Below are 16479 nucleotides of genomic sequence, written 5' to 3'. Positions count from 1 at the left end.
TCTCATCAGATAGAGCCAGGGATACATTCGCTCGGAATAGTCGGGTGGGTTCAGGGGAGCAGGCGGTCGATGAAGGTGTTGCTGTATACCCGGTGGGGATCGAACCGGTTGTACACCGCTCGCGCGGTATCCCAATTCTCATCCGCCGGAACACCTTCACGATAAGTGTCGGGAAGGCCTTGGGTGATGATCTGCTCATCCGTGTACGGCAGTTCGGGTCCGAATGCCCAGCCCTTCGACCACTCGGGGCGGAACGTCGAATCGCCGCCGTTGTAGCGCTGGCGCATCCACTGTTCCATCTCGCGGTAGAACGCGAACATTCCGGGCGTACCCGGAACACCGAGCACGTTCAGCCAGATCGCGGTGTCCCACTCGGGCTTGTCCGGACGCGGGCGCGTCGCGGAGATGGTCGGCGGGCCCGCCGACGGAACACGCACATCGGATGGCTGATCCAGTCCGCAGCATCGGATTTCGACGGGACCGTTGAGCGGGTACTGGCCGATCCCGCGGTAGTGCTCGATCCGCTCGTTGAACCACTGCGCGAAATCGTGGACGACGTTGGCGATGTTCGCGCGGTTGGTCAGGACCGCCCCGCCGCCCTCGGTCAGACGCAGCGTTGTCGCCTTGATGTAGAACTGCAGGTCTTTGGACCAGCCCCAGATGTCGGTCGACGCCGTCGCTGCGAGGCCCGCGACGGTCACACCGTAGTAGGTCTGACCGAAAGCCGGTGCAACCTGAGGGTTTCCCGCCGTCATCTGCCCGAGCAGGTCGGTGATCGGTTCGGGAACGTTGTCGGAGAACGGGTAGTTGTACGGGCCCGTGACCTCGCGCGACTCAGCGGGCTTCTCGGGTGCGAGCGACCACACCTTCATCCATGGTTTGTCGGTGAACGGGTACCAGATGGCCTCTGCGCGTCCCGTGCTGCTGACGAACGACTCGAATGTCCGACCAGAAGCGCCTGCGGGGGCGAATATTTCTCTCCAGTCGATGTCGGTGTAGCTCTGGCACCGCATGCGGTAGTTGGGGCCGACCTGGAGCGTGACCGACGTCAGGAATGTCCTGCCCAGGTGAGTGAGGAGCGCGGTGATGTCGGGATCTGCGCGGGTGAAGGTGCGCAGCGCGTACTTGTTGCCGTCCCAGACGACCGCGGTGAGTTCGGTGACGAGATTGCTCAACGACCCGAAGGTGTGCCCGGGAACGCGTTTTTCACCGTCGGCCGGTAGGGCCGCTCCGTGAGCGTTGACGGCGAGCGATCCGGCGATCGTCAGCACGCCCGGAGCGGGCAGGTTCGCGAATCCCAGACCGTGGGCCTGCAATGCCGAGGTGATCGCGTCGAGCGTCGCGCCGGGGCCTGCAGTGACGGTGGCCGGGTCGCCGCCCGGGTTCACGCTCACCGAATTCAGATGGAGCATGGTGTCGGCGAGGATCACCCGGTCGACCGGAGCACCGTTGACGATAGTCAACGGCGTCCAGCCGTGCATCGCTCCCCGCGGCCGGATGGTGTATCCGTTCTCGTGGGCCCAATTCGTCAGCCGCACCACGTCGTCGGCGTTGTTCGGCGCGCATGTCCAGATCGAGTCCAGCATGATCTCTTTGGACCAGTTCTGGTACGCCTGCTGGTACAGATCGATGCCGTCGGGAAACGACGGCGGCGCAGGGAGCGTTGCGTCGGAGGACCCGAACGGAATCGCATGCGCCGGAGTCCAGCCGCCGACAGCGGTCGCGGCCAGAGCGCCTGCACCGGCAGCGAGGAAACCCCGCCGGGAGAGACGCGGTGCGGAATCTCGAATTGTCATATCGGCTACAACTTTCCGGGAGGGGAGCTATGCGACGGTGAGCACCACATCGGCCAGGGCGGGCGCAAGGTCTCGTTCCGCAACGGCGACGGTTGCGAGGAGTAGGTTCTCGATCTTCCAGACCCGCACGCGCAGTGTCTCGCCCGGAAATACGACACCGGCGAACTTGGCGCGGAAGCCCGCGACACGTGTCGCGTCGGAATCGAGGAGATGGTCGGTGATCGACTTACACACCGTGCCGTAGGTGCACAGGCCGTGGAGGATCGGTGCCGGGAATCCGGCGGCCTTCGCGAAATCGGGATCCGAATGCAGAGGGTTGCGGTCGCCGCACAGGCGGTACAGGAGCGCCTGCTGCGGCAGTGTCGGAACATCGAACTCGGCGTCGGGTGCGCGATCGGGCAGTTCGACGGATCCCGACGGTCCACGCTCACCGCCGAAGCCGCCTTCCCCGCGCGCGAAGATCGACGAACGTGCGGTCCACAGGGGGTTCCCGTCGAGATCCTCGGTGACGGATTCCTGCACGATGACCGCGGCCTTGCCCTTGTCCCACACCTCGGCGATACGAGTGGTGGTGCGGCCCTTGCCGGATGCCGGGATGGGCGCGTGGACCGCGACCTCCTGGCTGCCGTGCACGACCTTCGCGAGGTCGATCTCGACACCGGGGAAGGAAACCCTCGGAGGTTCCGTGTCGTGGAATGTCGCCGCCACCGTTGCGAACGTGGGGAGCACCTGGGGATCACCGTCGCGCAGGTAGCGAAGCTCACCGGCATCGGTGGGGCGGGCGCCCGCACCGAGTCCGAGGTTGTAGAGCTGGACGTCGCTGCTCGTCCACGAGAATTCTTGGACGGGGAGCGTTGCACCGAGGGCAACTGAGGGATCGATGGGCACGGGGGTCCTTTCTTCACTACCGGGCCGCGCTTCGGCGCCGGACAGGCGCAGGCTATGTGCGGTCGGCGGTGTCCACGACGGGCTCGTCGGCCGATCGGTTTTCGTCCCTGCGGAGAATGTCGAGGACGGCCAGGTAGCCGAAGGTCATCGCGGGTCCGATGGTGGCGCCCGGGCCGGCGTAGGTGTGGCCCATCACGGGGGAGCTGACATTGCCGGTCGCGTACAGGGCGTCGATGACCGTGCCGTCCTCTTTCAGGACGCGGGCATCGATATCGGTGACGAGACCACCCTTGGTTCCGAGGTCTCCCGGAACCACCTTGATTGCGTAGTAGGGCGCTTTGCCGATCACCGCGAGGCTGGGGTTGGGCTTGTTGCGGGGGTCGCCGTAGTAGTGGTCGTACTTCGACTCGCCCCGGCCGAAATCCTCGTCCTTGCCGGAACGAGCGAAACCGTTGAAGCGCTCGACGGTTTCGGTGAGGGCGGACGCCGGAACACCGATCTTCTCGGCGAGTTCGCTGACCGTGTCGGCCTTGACGATCACCCCCGCCTTGAACCATCGCTTCGGGAACGGTTGCCCGGGCGTGATGCCGGCGAAGGTGTACCGGTTGCGGTAGCGCTGGTCGAGGACCAGCCAGGCCGGAATGTTCTCGCCCGGTCCGTCGCCGCGCCCGTTCTTCCCGCCGTACATGGCATGGGTGGCCTCGACATACGGTGCGGATTCGTTGACGAACCGCTTCCCGGCGCTGTTGACCATCATGCAGCCCGGCAGGCTGCGTTCGGACAATGCGAACCACGGGCCGCCGGTGAGCGGAAACGATGGCCCCCACCAGGCGTCGTCCATGAAATCGACCGCACCGCCGACCGCCTGGCCGGCACGGATACCGTCGCCGGTGTTGGCCTTCGCGCCCACCGTCCACTCGGTACCGATCGGCTGACGCTGGTACTGCGCACGCATCTCCGCGTTGTGTTCGAAGCCGCCCGTAGCGAGAATGACGCCCTTGCGCGCGTGGATGGTCCGTTCCTCGCCGCCGGATTCGACGCGCACTCCGCGCACGACCCCGTCTTCGATGACGAGATCGGTCAGGGCGGTGTCGAGCAAGAGGGGGACACCGGCGTCGCGAAGGCCGATGCGCAATCCGGCCATCAGGGCCTGACCGCGGACCAGCAGGTTCTTCTTGGTGATCTTGGCCCACACGAACCGCGCGCCGACCTTCGCTGCGCGCAGCGGGCCGCGCGGGTTGCGCATCAGCAGGTTGAGCCACTTGTAGTCGGCCTGGGTGATGACGAAGTTCGGTGGTGCCTTGACGTAGTCGGGTTCGAGGAGTTTCAGGTCGTCGCCGAGGCGATTGCCGTCGAACGGCTTCGGTTCCACCGAGCGGCCACCGGCTCGCCCGCCGGGCGCTTCGGGGTAGTAGTCGGAATATCCCGGTACCCAGTCGAGTTCGAGTGCGCTGTTCTTCTGGATGAACGACAGCATTTCGGGGCCGCGGTCGATGTAGGTGTCGATCCGTTCGGCGGGGACGACGTCGCCGATGATGCTGTGCAGGTAGGTGCGTGCCGCTTCCGGGGTGTCGTCGACACCGGCTGCTTTCAGGGCGTCGTTGTTGGGAATCCATACGCCGCCACCGGAGCGTGCGCTCGAGCCGCCGTAGTGGGGTGCCTTCTCGATCAGGACGACACTTGCGCCCTGGCGGGCAGCGGTGATCGCGGCGGTCATGCCGCCGGCGCCGCTGCCGACGACGACGATGTCGTACTCCTGAATTGTCATGTAGAACACGTTATAGAATGAGACCGCACCGAGTCCATCTTTTGTCTGCAGGCAGCGGTTTCGGATCCCCGCTCGAGGACGGAAAACACGTTTCAGTGCTGTTCGTCGGAAGCATTGCCGGGCACCGGAACCGAGCCGTCAATGACGGCCTGTTCGATGCTGTCACGTAGATTCGGGCAGCCTTCACGCGGTGTGATCGACGTGCCCATGCCTGCGGCGTCGGCGCGGAGGACCGGGCACACGGCGCTCGGGTCGTCGCGCCACTGCACGCTCGTGTGTCGGTAGCTGTTCTTGCGCACGAGAACACACGTGCCGCACTCGCGACACGTGACTTCGTGGAGGCCCGAGTCGAGATAGTTGATCTTGTCTATTGCGGTCTGGGCGGCGATGGCCTCGACCCGGTCGGGGCGATCGGCGAAATTCGGGGACTTCGCCCATTTGGCTTCTCGGGTCGAGGCGTTCACGTCAGACCTCCGCTTCCTGCTTGCGCTTTTCCTCTTCTGCCGCTTTGCGCTCGAGATTCTCGGCGACTTCCTTCTCCCAGGCCTCGTTGGCCTTGGCAGTGTCGACCTCGAATTCGAAGCGTCCGGTCATCTTGTCGGTGACGTCGGCCGCGTCGACGTAGAACTGCTCGTACCAGCGGCGCAGTTGGTAGACCGGGCCGTCCTCGTCGCACAGCAGCGGATTCTCGATCTTGGTCTTGTTCTTCCAGATCTCGACGTCCTGCAGGAAGCCTTCGCCGACACCTTCGGTCAGTTTGGCGGCCAGCATGTCGGTCTGCTCGGCGTTCATGCCGGTCGGCTTCTTGACGATGATTCCGTACTGGAGCATGAACGAATCGTGCGTGATCGGGTAATGGCAGTTGATCAGCACGGATTCGGTCTCGTAGCCCCCGTAGCTGTTCTTCAGCGGGTTGATCATGTAGGACGGGCCGTAGTACGCGGCGTACGACTCGAGCTTCGATTCCATGCCGTACTGGGTGGCCATGCCCTTGTCGGGGCGTCCGCGGGTGTTGAGGTACTGCTCCGCGACGTGGCCTTCGAAGACGTTCTTGAAGAACGTGGGAAAGGCGTAGTGGATGTAGAAGAAGTGCGCCATATCGACGACGTTGTCGATGATCTCGCGGCAGTTGGAACCCTCGATGACGATCTGGTGCCACGTCCAGTCGGTCCACTCGTCGGTCCCGTACTGCTCGAGTTCGGGGATGGTGACATTCTCCGGTGGCTTGTTGCCTTCCGGGTCGTTCCACACGAACAGCTGGCCGTGCTTCTCCATCGTGGTCCAGGCGCGGGTGCGGGCGAGTGGAGGAACGCGACGGGCGTAGGGGATATCGGTGCATTTGCCGTTGCCGCCCCAGCGCCAGTCGTGGAACGGGCACGCGATCGAATCGCCCTTGACCTCCCCCTGGGACAGGTCGCCGCCCATGTGCCTGCAGTAGCCGTCGAGCACCTTGATCTCGTCGTTGCTGTCGGCCCAGACCACGAGTTTGGTGCCGAAGGCCTCGACGGAGTGCGGCTTGCCGTCCTTGAAACTGCGACTCAGTCCGAGGCAGTGCCAGCCCCGCGCGAACCGGGTCCGTGTCTCTCCGACGTCGATCTCGCGAATCTGTGCCATCTCCGCTCACTTCCTTCAGGATCTCTTAGTAGAACACGTTATAGAATTTCGTCCGTGATCGAAAGGGAACGGGGACTTTGGTCCCGGTGGAACCTGTCGCGTCATCGAACTCCTCCGGTCTCGACACAAATAAGAACATGTTCTAGTCTCGAACCAAGCGATCAATTCCTGAACAGACGGGAGCGTCCAGTGGGTGACCACGACAGTCACGAGGTACTGCAGCGGATCGACGCTCTGCTGCCCAGCCTGCGGGAACGCGCGCAGGAGGCCGAGGATCTTCGCCGCATCCCCGACAGTTCGATCAAGGCGCTTCAGGAATCCGGGTTCTTCAAACTTCTGCAACCGGCGCAGTGGGGAGGGTACGAGGCCGACCCCGTCACCTTCTACAGCGCGGTGCGCAACATCGCTGGTGCTTGCGGGTCCACTGGTTGGGTGTCCGGGATCATCGGCGTCCACAACTGGCACCTCGCACTGTTCGATCAGCAGGCGCAGGAAGACGTCTGGGGAGACGACACGGATGTGCGGATCTCCTCGTCCTACGCGCCGATGGGTGCCGGCGAGGTTGTCGACGGCGGCTACAAGGTCAACGGTTCCTGGGCCTGGTCGTCGGGCAGCGATCACGCGACCTGGGTTGTCGTCGGAGGCCCGGTCATCAAGGACGGGCGTCCCGTCGACTTCGGCAGCTTCCTGATCCCGCGCTCCGAATACGAGATCGACGACGTGTGGAACGTGGTCGGCCTGCGAGGAACGGGCTCGAACACGATCGTCGTCAAGGACGTGTTCGTTCCGCGACACCGCTTCCTGAGCTTCAAGACGATGAACGATCTGGCCTCGCCCGGTCTCGAACGCAACACCGCACCCGTCTACAAGATGCCGTGGGGCACCATCCACCCCACGACCATCTCTGCTCCGATCGTCGGCATGGCGTACGGGGCCTACGACGCCCACGTCGAGCACCAGGGCAAGCGGGTGCGCGCCGCATACGCGGGGGAGAAGGCCAAGGACGATCCGTTCGCGAAGATCCGCATCGCCGAAGCATCCAGCGACATCGACGCCGCGTGGCGTCAGCTGTCGGGCAACGTCGCCGACGAGTACGCCTGTCTTCTCGACGGCAAGGACGTTCCGATCGAACTTCGCCTGCGCGCCCGCCGCGACCAGGTGCGCGCGACCGGTCGTGCCATCGCCTCGATCGACCGACTGTTCGAGAACTCGGGCGCCACCGCGCTCGCCAACGGCACACCTATCCAACGATTCTGGCGCGACGCTCACGCAGGCCGTGTGCACGCTGCGAACGACGCCGAACGCGCATACGTCATGTTCGGCGGCGCCGAATTCGGTCTTCCTCTCACCGACACGATGGTTTAAGGACCGCCCGTGACTGCAACGCAAGAGATCACCTACGAATCGACGTCCCGGTTTGCGCAGGTCCGCGACGATCTGCGCCTGCACTACCACGAGGCAGGCATCGGGAACGACACGACGATCGTGCTGCTGCACGGCGGTGGCCCGGGTGCGTCGGGCTGGTCGAACTTCTCTCGCAACATTCCCGTGCTCGCGGAGAAGTTCCACGTCATCTGCGTCGACCAGCCGGGATACGGCAAGTCCGACAAGCCCACCGAGCACCCGCAGTACTTCGTGCACAGCTCGACCGCGCTGAAGGACCTGCTCGACCACCTCGGTATCGAGCGAGTCCACTTGCTCGGTAACTCCCTCGGCGGCGGCGCTGCCGTGCGTTTCGCTCTCGACTTCCCCGACCGCGCCGGCCGGCTGGTCCTCATGGGCCCGGGCGGGCTCAGTGTCAACCTGTTCGCCCCCGATCCGACCGAGGGGGTTCGCAATCTCGGCAAGTTCAGTTACCAGCCGACGCGTCAGAACCTCGAAACCTTCCTGCGGATCATGGTGTTCGACCAGTCGCTCGTCACCGACGAACTGATCGACGAGCGATTCGAAGCAGCCAGCGCACCCGAATCACTCGCTGCCGCAAAGGCGATGGGAAAGTCGTTCTCCGGTGCCGACTTCGAACTCGGCATGCTCTGGCGCGACGCCTACAAACTCCGGCAGCGTGTCCTGCTCATCTGGGGTCGCGAAGACCGCGTCAACCCGCTCGACGGGGCGCTCGTCGCACTCAAGATGATCCCGCGCGCGCAACTGCACGTGTTCGGTGGCTGCGGACACTGGGCACAGCTCGAGAAGTTCGAGGAATTCAACCGGATCACGGCGGATTTCCTCACGGACGGAGGTAAGTGATGTCGATCCGCTCCCTGGCATATCTGCGCATCGGTGCGACCGACATGGCCGCATGGCGCGACTACGGTCTCAAAGTGCTCGGCATGGTCGAGGGGAAGGGCGCCAACCCCGATGCCCTGTACCTGCGCATGGACGATTTCCCTGCGCGCCTCGTCATCGAACCCCACGACACCGATCACCTGCTGGTGTCGGGCTGGGAAACCGCGAACGCCGGCGACCTGCAGACCGTGCGCGACAACCTGTCGGCCGCCGAGGTCCCGTTCAAGGAAGGCACCGCGGAGCAGATCGCCGACCGCCGCGTCGACGAGATGATCGTGTTCCAGGATCCGTCCGGCAACACCCTCGAGGCGTTCCACGGTGCCGCGCTCGAACACCGACGCGTCGTCAGTCCGTACGGGCACACGTTCGTCACCGGCGAGCAGGGCCTCGGACACGTCGTGCTCTCCACCCGCGACGACGAGGAGTCCCTGCGGTTCTACCGCGACGTCCTCGGCTTCCGTCTGCGCGACTCGATGCGGCTGCCTCCGCAGATGGTGGGCAGGCCCGCCGACGGCAAGCCGGCGTGGTTGCGGTTCTTCGGATGCAACCCCCGCCACCACAGCCTCGCGTTCATGCCGATGCCCACCTCCAGCGGCATCGTGCACCTGATGATCGAGGTCGAGAACTCCGACGACGTCGGACTCGGGCTCGACCGGGCGCTGCGCAAGAAGGTCAAGATGTCGGCGACTCTCGGCCGCCACGTCAACGACAAGATGCTCTCGTTCTATATGAAGACGCCGGGCGGCTTCGACGTCGAATTCGGGTGTGAAGGACTGCAGGTCGAGGACGAGGGCTGGATCGCCCGGGAGTCGACCGCGGTGAGCCTGTGGGGGCACGACTTCTCGGTGGGGTTCCAACAATGACTGTCCCCACGGACGGCGACGCCGGTGCGTTCGAACAGTCGCAGGGGGTTGCGCCCCTCGATCCGAGGACGTTCCGTACCGTCCTCGGGCAGTTCTGCACCGGCGTCACCATCATCACGACGATCGACGACGACGCGCCCGTCGGATTCGCCTGCCAGTCGTTCGCGGCACTGTCGCTCGACCCGCCGCTCGTCCTGTTCTGTCCTACGAAGCAATCCCGCTCGTGGTCGGCGATCGAACGCAGCGGCCGATTCTGTGTGAACGTGCTCGGGGAAGAGCAGCAGGACGTGTGCGCCCGCTTCGGGTCGAGGGAGCCGGACAAGTTCGCGGGTGTCGAGTGGACGTCGTCGCCGCTCGGCTCACCCATTCTCGACGGATCGCTCGCGCACATCGACTGCACCGTGGAGACCGTGCACGACGGCGGTGATCACTGGGTCGTGTTCGGTCGGGTCTCCTCGCTGAGCGAGGTGGGTGACGAGCTGGGCCGGCCGCTGCTGTTCTACCGAGGCCAGTACACGGGCATCGAACCGGAGAAGACCACCCCGGCCCCGTGGCGCGACGATCTCGAAGCGTTTCTCACCACGGCCTCCGAGGACACCTGGCTGTAGTGACCGAAAGCTGATCCGAAAATTGTTGCCCATGTGATCGGGCATAAATCCTCACCGTGGCGTGTTGTGCTCTACCATCGGTCAACCAAGGCCGGTAACCGGCAGCCGCCAACATCCACGAACGGAGGAGCCCATGGCAACCGACTATGACCGCCCCAGGGTCGAAAGCAACGATGAGTCGCTCGACATTTTGGGCCCCGGCCGCAACTCCGCGCAGGCGGCGGTGGCGGACGTGGAGGAGGCCGATACTGCCGAGTCGTTCGAGCTTCCTGGCGCCGATCTGTCCGGTGAGGAACTCACGGTCCGTGTCGTTCCCCGTCAATCGGATGAATTCACTTGCACGCGTTGTTTTCTCGTCCAGCATCGCAATCGCATGGCCGACCCCGCGGAGAGCGTCTGCATGGACTGCGCCTGAAGGGCGAGTGACCGATTTCAGCGCTGCAGGATTCGTGACATCAGCTGCCGTCCCTGCCCGAACGACATGTTCGGCAGGTACGCGTGGCTGACTGCGAGTCCGATCCCGGGCAGTGCCGTGGCGTCCGGGAACACCATGTACATGGGTCGATGCCGTGGTTGGAACTTGGTCTTGAACGACAGCAGTGACCGGAACCCGTAGACGGGCTCGAGGACCTGACCGAGTAGTTTCAGCAGATCGTCGAGTGCACCTCGCTCGTCGGTGCCCGAATTCTCCGTGGCACTGGCGAGTGGAGCGCCGGACAGGCTGAGGAACTCGAGACCGTCCTCTTGGGCCGACAGCGCAGCGGACGCGATGAGGAACTCCATCACCGGCGGAAAGCCGTCGGAATGCCGCCGCATGAAGTCGAGTGTGAGTCCCACGGGTGTGCCGTCACGGAACACCGGCATCCACGACGTGACGCCGTGCACGTGGCCGTCGTCATCGAGCGCCACCAGCAGCCGTATCTCCGGGTCCTTCAGTTCCTCGAGGCCACCCAGCGTGAAGCCCATTTCGGGAAGGCCTTTGTCTGCCACCCACTCCTCCGAGATCTCCGCGATCTGTGAGACCACCGACAGGGGAGCGTCGGAGAAAGTGGTCCAGCGTGCTTGGATGCCCTGTTTGGCAGCGCGGTTCAAAGAGGTACGGACGTCCTGGAACTTCTTTCCCTTGAAGGCCAGTTCGGGCAGGTCGATGATCGTTTCCTCGGCGACCTGCACACAACTCCACCCGTGATCGCGTGCGATCGTCGCGAGATCCTCACTCACCGAATAGAAGCACGGCGTCCACCCGTTGCGTAGGCAGTAGGCGGCGAACGCATCGACCGCCTCCGTTCGGGTCGACGGATCGCCGACCGGGTCGCCGGTGGTCAGCGCGATGCCCGAATGCACGCGGTATGCGATGGTGTGCGCGCCGTCGTCGCTGAACCAGTAACTGTTGCCGGGCCAGGTGATCATCCACGACAGTGACGACCCTCCGGGAGAACGAAGCAACGCGCGAACCCGCTGCTCGTCGGTGGCGGAGTGCCCGAGTACGGGAATCATGAAACTGCGGAGCATCAACACGGCAAACACGATCCACACCGCGGTACCCACCCATTCGAACAGCACCGTCGCGGGAGTAGTCAGTGGCAGCACCGGCGGCTCGAACAACTGCAGATACACCGGCGGCACGAGCCGGTGGACGAAATCGCGGAGCAGAGTCACCGGGCCGGGATCGCGATCGAAACCGTCGGCAAGCAGGCTTCCCACCGCAACATAGACGACGAGCGCCGCCGCGACTGCCGCGACGGTCCCGAGCCACACGCGCCGGTAGGTTCCGCGGGACGCACGTACGTCGAACAGCCGGTGCGTCGCCAGCAGCACGATGAGCACCGCGACGAGCGCCGACAACGGCGCCAGCTCCTGATACAACGAGCCGTGTCGATGGACCCCGTACACCAGCGATCGCGTTTCGTCGCGTTCGACCACCCGGACGACGACGCTCGTGGTGGCTGCCGCGATGAGCGCGCCATGGCCCCAGGTGACGAGCAGCCACGCCGCCCGGCGTCCTCGGCGCATGCCCTCCGCGCCCACCAACAGCACGACCGCCGACATCAGATTCGCGACCACAGGACCGAACCCCGACAGTCGAAGTGCCTCCTGCCCTTTGCGGCATTCACCGTGCAGTGTCGGGTCGGCGCACACGTCCACCAGTTCCCTGGTGGTGTAGGGAACCTGATCGAACAGTTCTCGCAGTGCCGACAACGGTCCGATGGCATGCGGGGAGAGTGCTGCCAGCATCGGCCCCAGCACACTTGCCGCCACCACGAGGGCGACGAGGGTGCGTTGTTCCCTGATGGTGCCGCCGAGTGTTGTCGTGCGCGTGCGGTCGCGGAAGAGGATCGATCCCAGCGCCAGTCCGGCGAGGGCCGCGCACAGACGCGTCAGGTCCTGCAGGTGTCCGGCAAAGAGCGCGGTGGTGACCAGGAAGACCACTGTGACCATGCGGATTCGTCGTCGCCACAGTGTCGGCATCGCGGCGGTAGCGGCCAGCAATGTGCCGATAACCCAGGGGAGTGGATCTTCGATCAGGTGGCCGTGCAGCTCGAGCCTCCACGAGTTCGGAACCATCGAGGCGACCTGTGCCAGGGCCAGGGCCGCTGCTGCGCCCACCCCATGGGTTACGACCGCACTCACCGCGAATCGTCCACTCCCACTGATGTTCTCGACAGGAACGGCCACCGCAAGAATCACGACGGTCGCGAGCAGATAGTCGCCGAGCCCGGACGCGAACAGCCCGGACGTCCACAGCACCCAGATGTGTCCGTCCGAGAAGCTGGAAATCCCGAGTGAGACGTTGCGCGCGACGTCTCGCGACGGTCCGTGCAGGACACTTCCCGTCGCCGCCGCCAGAATCCAGAGGCTCGCCAGTAACCCGAGCGTCACGGGGGCGCGGCGCAGCATCGATGTGCCACGCGTGAACACCCTCCGACGGCGCTGTGTCACGGGCCGGCGAGTCCGAGTCGCTGGCTCAGCCACGGTAGCTCCTTCTCCAACCCGGCCGACCACACCTCGAAGCTGTGGGCACCGGGCACTTCGGTGAGGTGGACATCCATTCCTGCGGCCTGCGCGGAGGCGGCGAGCTGTTCGACTCCGGGCAGGTACTCGGTGTCGTCCTGCCCGATGACGAACGCGCCGGCAGAATCGGGAAAGCGCTCGTGGGCCAGCAGGTACGCAGGATCGATTCGATCGAAGGCTGATTCGTCGCCACCGAACACCTCGTCGATCGTGCGGGTGCGGTCGCCGAGTGTGGGTTCGGCCTGACCGGACATGTCGAGGAAAGTGGGATAGACATCCGGTCGTAGCGTTGCCATCTGTAGTGCGCACGTGCCGCCGTACGACAGACCGCCGATCGCCCACGCCGTCGGGTCGGTGTCGACCTGAAGGTTGCTGTGTACCCACGCGGGTACGTCGACCGACAGGTACGTGGCGACGTTGCCGAGGTGCGAGTCGACGCACAGCGGGTTGGCGAATTGGCTGCCGGTGCCGTCGGCAAGCACCACGATCGGTGCGAGCCCGTGGTGCTCGGTTGCGAACGCATCCATCGTCCGAGTGAGTCTGCCGCCGACGAGCCAGTCGTCGGTACTGCCGGGCTGGCCTGCCAGCAACACCAGCACGGGCAGCTCCGGCCGGGGATCGGTGAAGTAGGCGGGGGGAAGATAGATGTTGGCATTGCGTGCCGAGAACCCCGACGTCGCGCCCGGTATCGGAGTGGTGGTCACGACACCGGTCTGCGGAATGTCCGGCGGCGGGATCCAGTCGGTGCTGGGGACCGTGTCCGTCGGTTCGAGCGAGTCGAACGGGACGGTCCGATAGTTGCTCAATCCCAGCGCCGCCCGGACGGTCGGGTACGCGTCGTAGACAGCGTTGATCTGGCCGGCCGCAGCCACGGTGACCACGAGCCACGCCGCGATCAGCCCGCACGCCGCGGCGAGGTGGTATCGGGTGTGGTCGCGACAGAACAGTCGGCCCACGAGAAGCGCGAGCGCGAGAACCGCAATCCCGGCCCAGATGTAGACCGTCGTCGGGAGGCTGTCGGGAAACGGTTTCCACACCCGCTCGATGACCACGGCCGCGACCACCGTCGTCACCACGGCGATCACGCCGAGCAACGGCAGGTAGACGAGAAGCCACCGCGTGCGCCGCCGGAAGGCGAGCACGCACAACCCCACGAGTGCAGCGACGGTGAAGACAACCGCCGCTGCGCTCGTGGTCAGCGGCAGATTCAACACGGGGTCGATGATGCCGGACCAGGACACCGATTCAGTATGTACGGCGTTCGGCGTCGTCGGAGTCGTTGCCTGCGATCAGCGCGTCTCCGATCAGCGATTGAACGATCACCGGTGACGCGACGAGCACCAAGGCAGCCACGAACAGATAGCCGACCATGGTGAAGACGATTCCGAGCGTCCCGAAGTGTGCTTCGGAACTGGCGGTGACCGGGGGCAGTACGACCCTGCCTCCGATACTCACCGCGGTGAGCAGTGTCGCGGTGAGAACACCTGTCCCGATCAGGACTCGGATGGGGACGAGACCTGATGTGAGCAGCGCCGGGCATGCCGTCCACACGCACACCCACGTGCACCACTGGGCGACGACCGCGAGAATCGGTGACCCCAGCTGGTGGATCAGCCCGGTGGCCAACGCGGATGTCGCGACGAGAAGCAGTACCGCACACCACCGCCACGCATGGGACAGGCGCAGCACGGGTGTGGCCCAGATTTTCCCGTACACCCTGCCGAGCGCACGCGCGAACGACGTGCCGCTGATCAGGACCATCAGCAAGCCCACCGCACCGAACGCCGCGGCCTCGGATGTCACCTCGAACCCGTCCTGGACGAACGAGTTCGGATCGACTCCGAACGGGTCGAGCAGAGTCTCCCGCAGCGCGGTGCTGTCGACGAGGACCGATGCGGCCATGATGACGGGCAGGACCGAGGTGAACAGCTGTGCGGCGAGCGTCATCGAGCGGTCGACGAGTTCGATCCGCCCGAGCCCCAACAGAATACGCTCTAGCGCACGCCCAGCCGGGTGAGTGTTCAACTCGGCGCGAACCCGCGCCACTTGCGCGGCCGGCATGAAGCGATCCTGCCAGGCATCCGCTCGTCGTGCGCGCCGATCGGTTACAGCGCTACGCCGATGTACTTGGTTTCGAGGAACTCGTCGATTCCGGTGAAACCGCCCTCGCGCCCGAGCCCGGACTCCTTGATTCCCCCGAACGGTGCGGCCGGGTTGGAGACCACGCCCTGATTGAGCCCCACCATCCCGGCTTCGAGGGCCTCGCACACGCGCAGACCTCGTCGCAAGTTCTCGGTATAGACGTAGGACACCAACCCGAAGGGGGTGTCGTTTGCGCGGCGGACCGCTTCGTCTTCGGTTTCGAAGGTACTGATCGCTGCGACCGGGCCGAAGATCTCGGTATGGCACATCTCCGCGTCGTCGGTGACATTCGTGAGCACCGACGCCGGATAGAAGAATCCGGGCCGGTCGACGGGAGCGCCGCCGAGGGCGACGGTCGCGCCGCGCGTCACGGCGTCGTCGATGAGTTGCCCGACCTTGTCGACGGCGGCGCGGTTGATGAGTGGACCGACGACCACCCCGTCCTCGACACCGCGACCCATCGGCAGCGCGGACATGCGCTCGGTGAGGCGCTTCGTGAACTCCTCGGCGGCACCGCGCTGGACGAGAATGCGGTTCGCGGCGGTGCAGGCCTGCCCGATGTTGCGCATCTTCGCGGCCATCGCGCCGTCGACGGCGGCGTCCAGGTCCGCGTCGTCGAACACGAGGAACGGCGCGTTCCCGCCGAGTTCCATCGAGGTGCGCATGACGGTCTTCGCACACAGTTCGAGCAGGTGCTTGCCGACTCCGGTCGATCCCGTGAACGACAGTTTGCGCGAGCGTGGGTCGAGGATCAGTGGGGCCATCACGTCGTCGGACTTCGAGGTGGTGACGACGTTGACGACACCGGGCGGAAGCCCTGCCTCGCTGAGGAGATCGACGAGGGCGAGCATCGACAGCGGGGTCTGCGACGCCGGCTTGATCACGCTCGTGCAGCCGGCGGCGATGGCCGGGCCGATCTTGCGGGTGCCCATCGCCATCGGGAAATTCCACGGGGTGATGAGGAGGGTCGGGCCGACGGGCTGCCGGGTGACGAGAAATCTCGATCCACCTGCGGGGGCCTGCATGTAGCCGCCGTCGATGCGCACGGCTTCTTCGGCGAACCAGCGGAAGAATTCGGCCGCATAGGTGATCTCGCCGCGTGCTTCTGCCAGCGGTTTGCCCATCTCGAGGGTCATGACGAGCGCGAGCCGGTCGATGTTCTCGAGCATGAGCCGATACGCGTCCGCGAGGATCGTCGAGCGTTCACGCGGTGACGTCTGCGCCCACGAATCCTGGGCGGCCGCCGCGGCGTCGAGGGCACGCATCCCGTCGGCGGGGCTCGCATCGGCGACCGAGCACAGCTCTCGCTCTGTGGACGGGTCGACGACGGGCATCGTGTGGTCGGCGTCCTGCCATCGGCCGTTGATGAAGAGGCCCGTCGGGACCGTACGGATGGCTGCCTCTTCGTTCGGGCTCAGCTTGTCGTTCTGGGTGACCGCCTGATCGGGCATGGCATGCCTTTCGTCCGTTGCCTTCGGCCTCCGCCCATGTTATGCATATTG

Annotated in this window: 14 protein-coding genes; 5 read left to right on the top strand and 9 right to left on the bottom strand. The window is 65.2% G+C overall.

Features of this window, described 5'->3' with window-relative positions; genetic code table 11:
- Positions 1–50 precede the first annotated feature (50 nt).
- The 5 genes from ACFWB0_RS03695 to ACFWB0_RS03675 all read right to left on the bottom strand — a co-directional run bounded on the left by ACFWB0_RS03695 (position 51) and on the right by ACFWB0_RS03675 (position 6066).
- The gene (locus ACFWB0_RS03695) at positions 51–1796 is read right to left on the bottom strand and encodes a cholesterol oxidase substrate-binding domain-containing protein (RefSeq protein ID WP_378489064.1); all 1746 of its coding nucleotides are present in this window, start codon (positions 1794–1796) and stop codon (positions 51–53) included.
- A 27-nt stretch (positions 1797–1823) separates the two neighbouring features.
- Entirely contained in the window at positions 1824–2684 is an 861-nt protein-coding gene (locus ACFWB0_RS03690) for a MaoC/PaaZ C-terminal domain-containing protein (protein ID WP_378489063.1), read from the bottom strand.
- A gap of 52 nt (positions 2685–2736) precedes the next feature.
- Positions 2737–4452, bottom strand: a complete 1716-nt coding sequence (gene kstD / locus ACFWB0_RS03685; protein ID WP_378489062.1) for a 3-oxosteroid 1-dehydrogenase — start codon at positions 4450–4452, stop codon at positions 2737–2739.
- A gap of 92 nt (positions 4453–4544) precedes the next feature.
- Positions 4545–4916 (bottom strand): hypothetical protein, encoded by a 372-nt coding sequence (locus ACFWB0_RS03680; RefSeq protein ID WP_378489061.1) that lies wholly within the window; start codon positions 4914–4916, stop codon positions 4545–4547.
- A 1-nt stretch (position 4917) separates the two neighbouring features.
- Positions 4918–6066, bottom strand: a complete 1149-nt coding sequence (locus ACFWB0_RS03675; protein ID WP_378489060.1) for a Rieske 2Fe-2S domain-containing protein — start codon at positions 6064–6066, stop codon at positions 4918–4920.
- A 189-nt stretch (positions 6067–6255) separates the two neighbouring features.
- On the opposite strand from ACFWB0_RS03675, the gene hsaA reads away from it, so the two are divergent.
- The 5 genes from hsaA (at position 6256) to ACFWB0_RS03650 (ending at position 10238) form a co-directional block, all read left to right on the top strand.
- Positions 6256–7431: a 3-hydroxy-9,10-secoandrosta-1,3,5(10)-triene-9,17-dione monooxygenase oxygenase subunit gene (gene hsaA, locus ACFWB0_RS03670; protein ID WP_378489059.1), complete on the top strand. Its 1176-nt coding sequence runs from the start codon at positions 6256–6258 to the stop codon at positions 7429–7431.
- 9 nt (positions 7432–7440) lie between these two features.
- On the top strand, positions 7441–8313 hold the full coding sequence (gene hsaD / locus ACFWB0_RS03665) for a 4,5:9,10-diseco-3-hydroxy-5,9,17-trioxoandrosta-1(10),2-diene-4-oate hydrolase (protein WP_378489058.1): 873 nt from the start codon (positions 7441–7443) through the stop codon (positions 8311–8313).
- Positions 8313–9215 carry an iron-dependent extradiol dioxygenase HsaC gene (hsaC, locus tag ACFWB0_RS03660; protein ID WP_378489057.1) on the top strand — a complete coding sequence of 301 codons (903 nt, stop codon included), beginning with the start codon at positions 8313–8315 and terminating at the stop codon, positions 9213–9215. Before hsaD ends, hsaC begins: the two co-directional genes overlap by 1 nt.
- Complete coding sequence (hsaB, locus tag ACFWB0_RS03655; RefSeq protein WP_378489056.1) at positions 9212–9823, top strand: 3-hydroxy-9,10-secoandrosta-1,3,5(10)-triene-9,17-dione monooxygenase reductase subunit; 612 nt, start codon at positions 9212–9214, stop codon at positions 9821–9823. Before hsaC ends, hsaB begins: the two co-directional genes overlap by 4 nt.
- Positions 9824–9956: 133 nt before the next feature.
- Positions 9957–10238, top strand: a complete 282-nt coding sequence (locus tag ACFWB0_RS03650; RefSeq protein WP_378489055.1) for a DUF4193 domain-containing protein — start codon at positions 9957–9959, stop codon at positions 10236–10238.
- Between the two features lie 17 nt (positions 10239–10255).
- On the opposite strand, the gene ACFWB0_RS03645 is transcribed toward ACFWB0_RS03650, so the two are convergent.
- From ACFWB0_RS03645 to ACFWB0_RS03630, 4 genes are read right to left on the bottom strand one after another with little or no spacing between them, the layout of a single operon-like run.
- Positions 10256–12721, bottom strand: coding sequence for a bifunctional lysylphosphatidylglycerol flippase/synthetase MprF (locus tag ACFWB0_RS03645; protein ID WP_378489128.1), 2466 nt, complete (start codon positions 12719–12721; stop codon positions 10256–10258).
- A 38-nt stretch (positions 12722–12759) separates the two neighbouring features.
- Positions 12760–14076, bottom strand: coding sequence for an alpha/beta hydrolase (locus ACFWB0_RS03640; protein WP_378489054.1), 1317 nt, complete (start codon positions 14074–14076; stop codon positions 12760–12762).
- A gap of 4 nt (positions 14077–14080) precedes the next feature.
- On the bottom strand, positions 14081–14896 hold the full coding sequence (locus ACFWB0_RS03635) for a hypothetical protein (protein WP_378489053.1): 816 nt from the start codon (positions 14894–14896) through the stop codon (positions 14081–14083).
- A gap of 44 nt (positions 14897–14940) precedes the next feature.
- The gene (locus tag ACFWB0_RS03630; RefSeq protein WP_378489052.1) at positions 14941–16428 is read right to left on the bottom strand and encodes an NAD-dependent succinate-semialdehyde dehydrogenase; all 1488 of its coding nucleotides are present in this window, start codon (positions 16426–16428) and stop codon (positions 14941–14943) included.
- Between the last annotated feature and the right edge of the window lie 51 nt (positions 16429–16479).

It is taken from the genome of Rhodococcus sp. NPDC060086 (genome assembly GCF_042730275.1).
Taxonomy (GTDB): domain Bacteria; phylum Actinomycetota; class Actinomycetes; order Mycobacteriales; family Mycobacteriaceae; genus Rhodococcus.
Note: the sequence above shows the minus strand (reverse complement) of the source record. Positions and strands in the feature narration are given on the sequence as shown.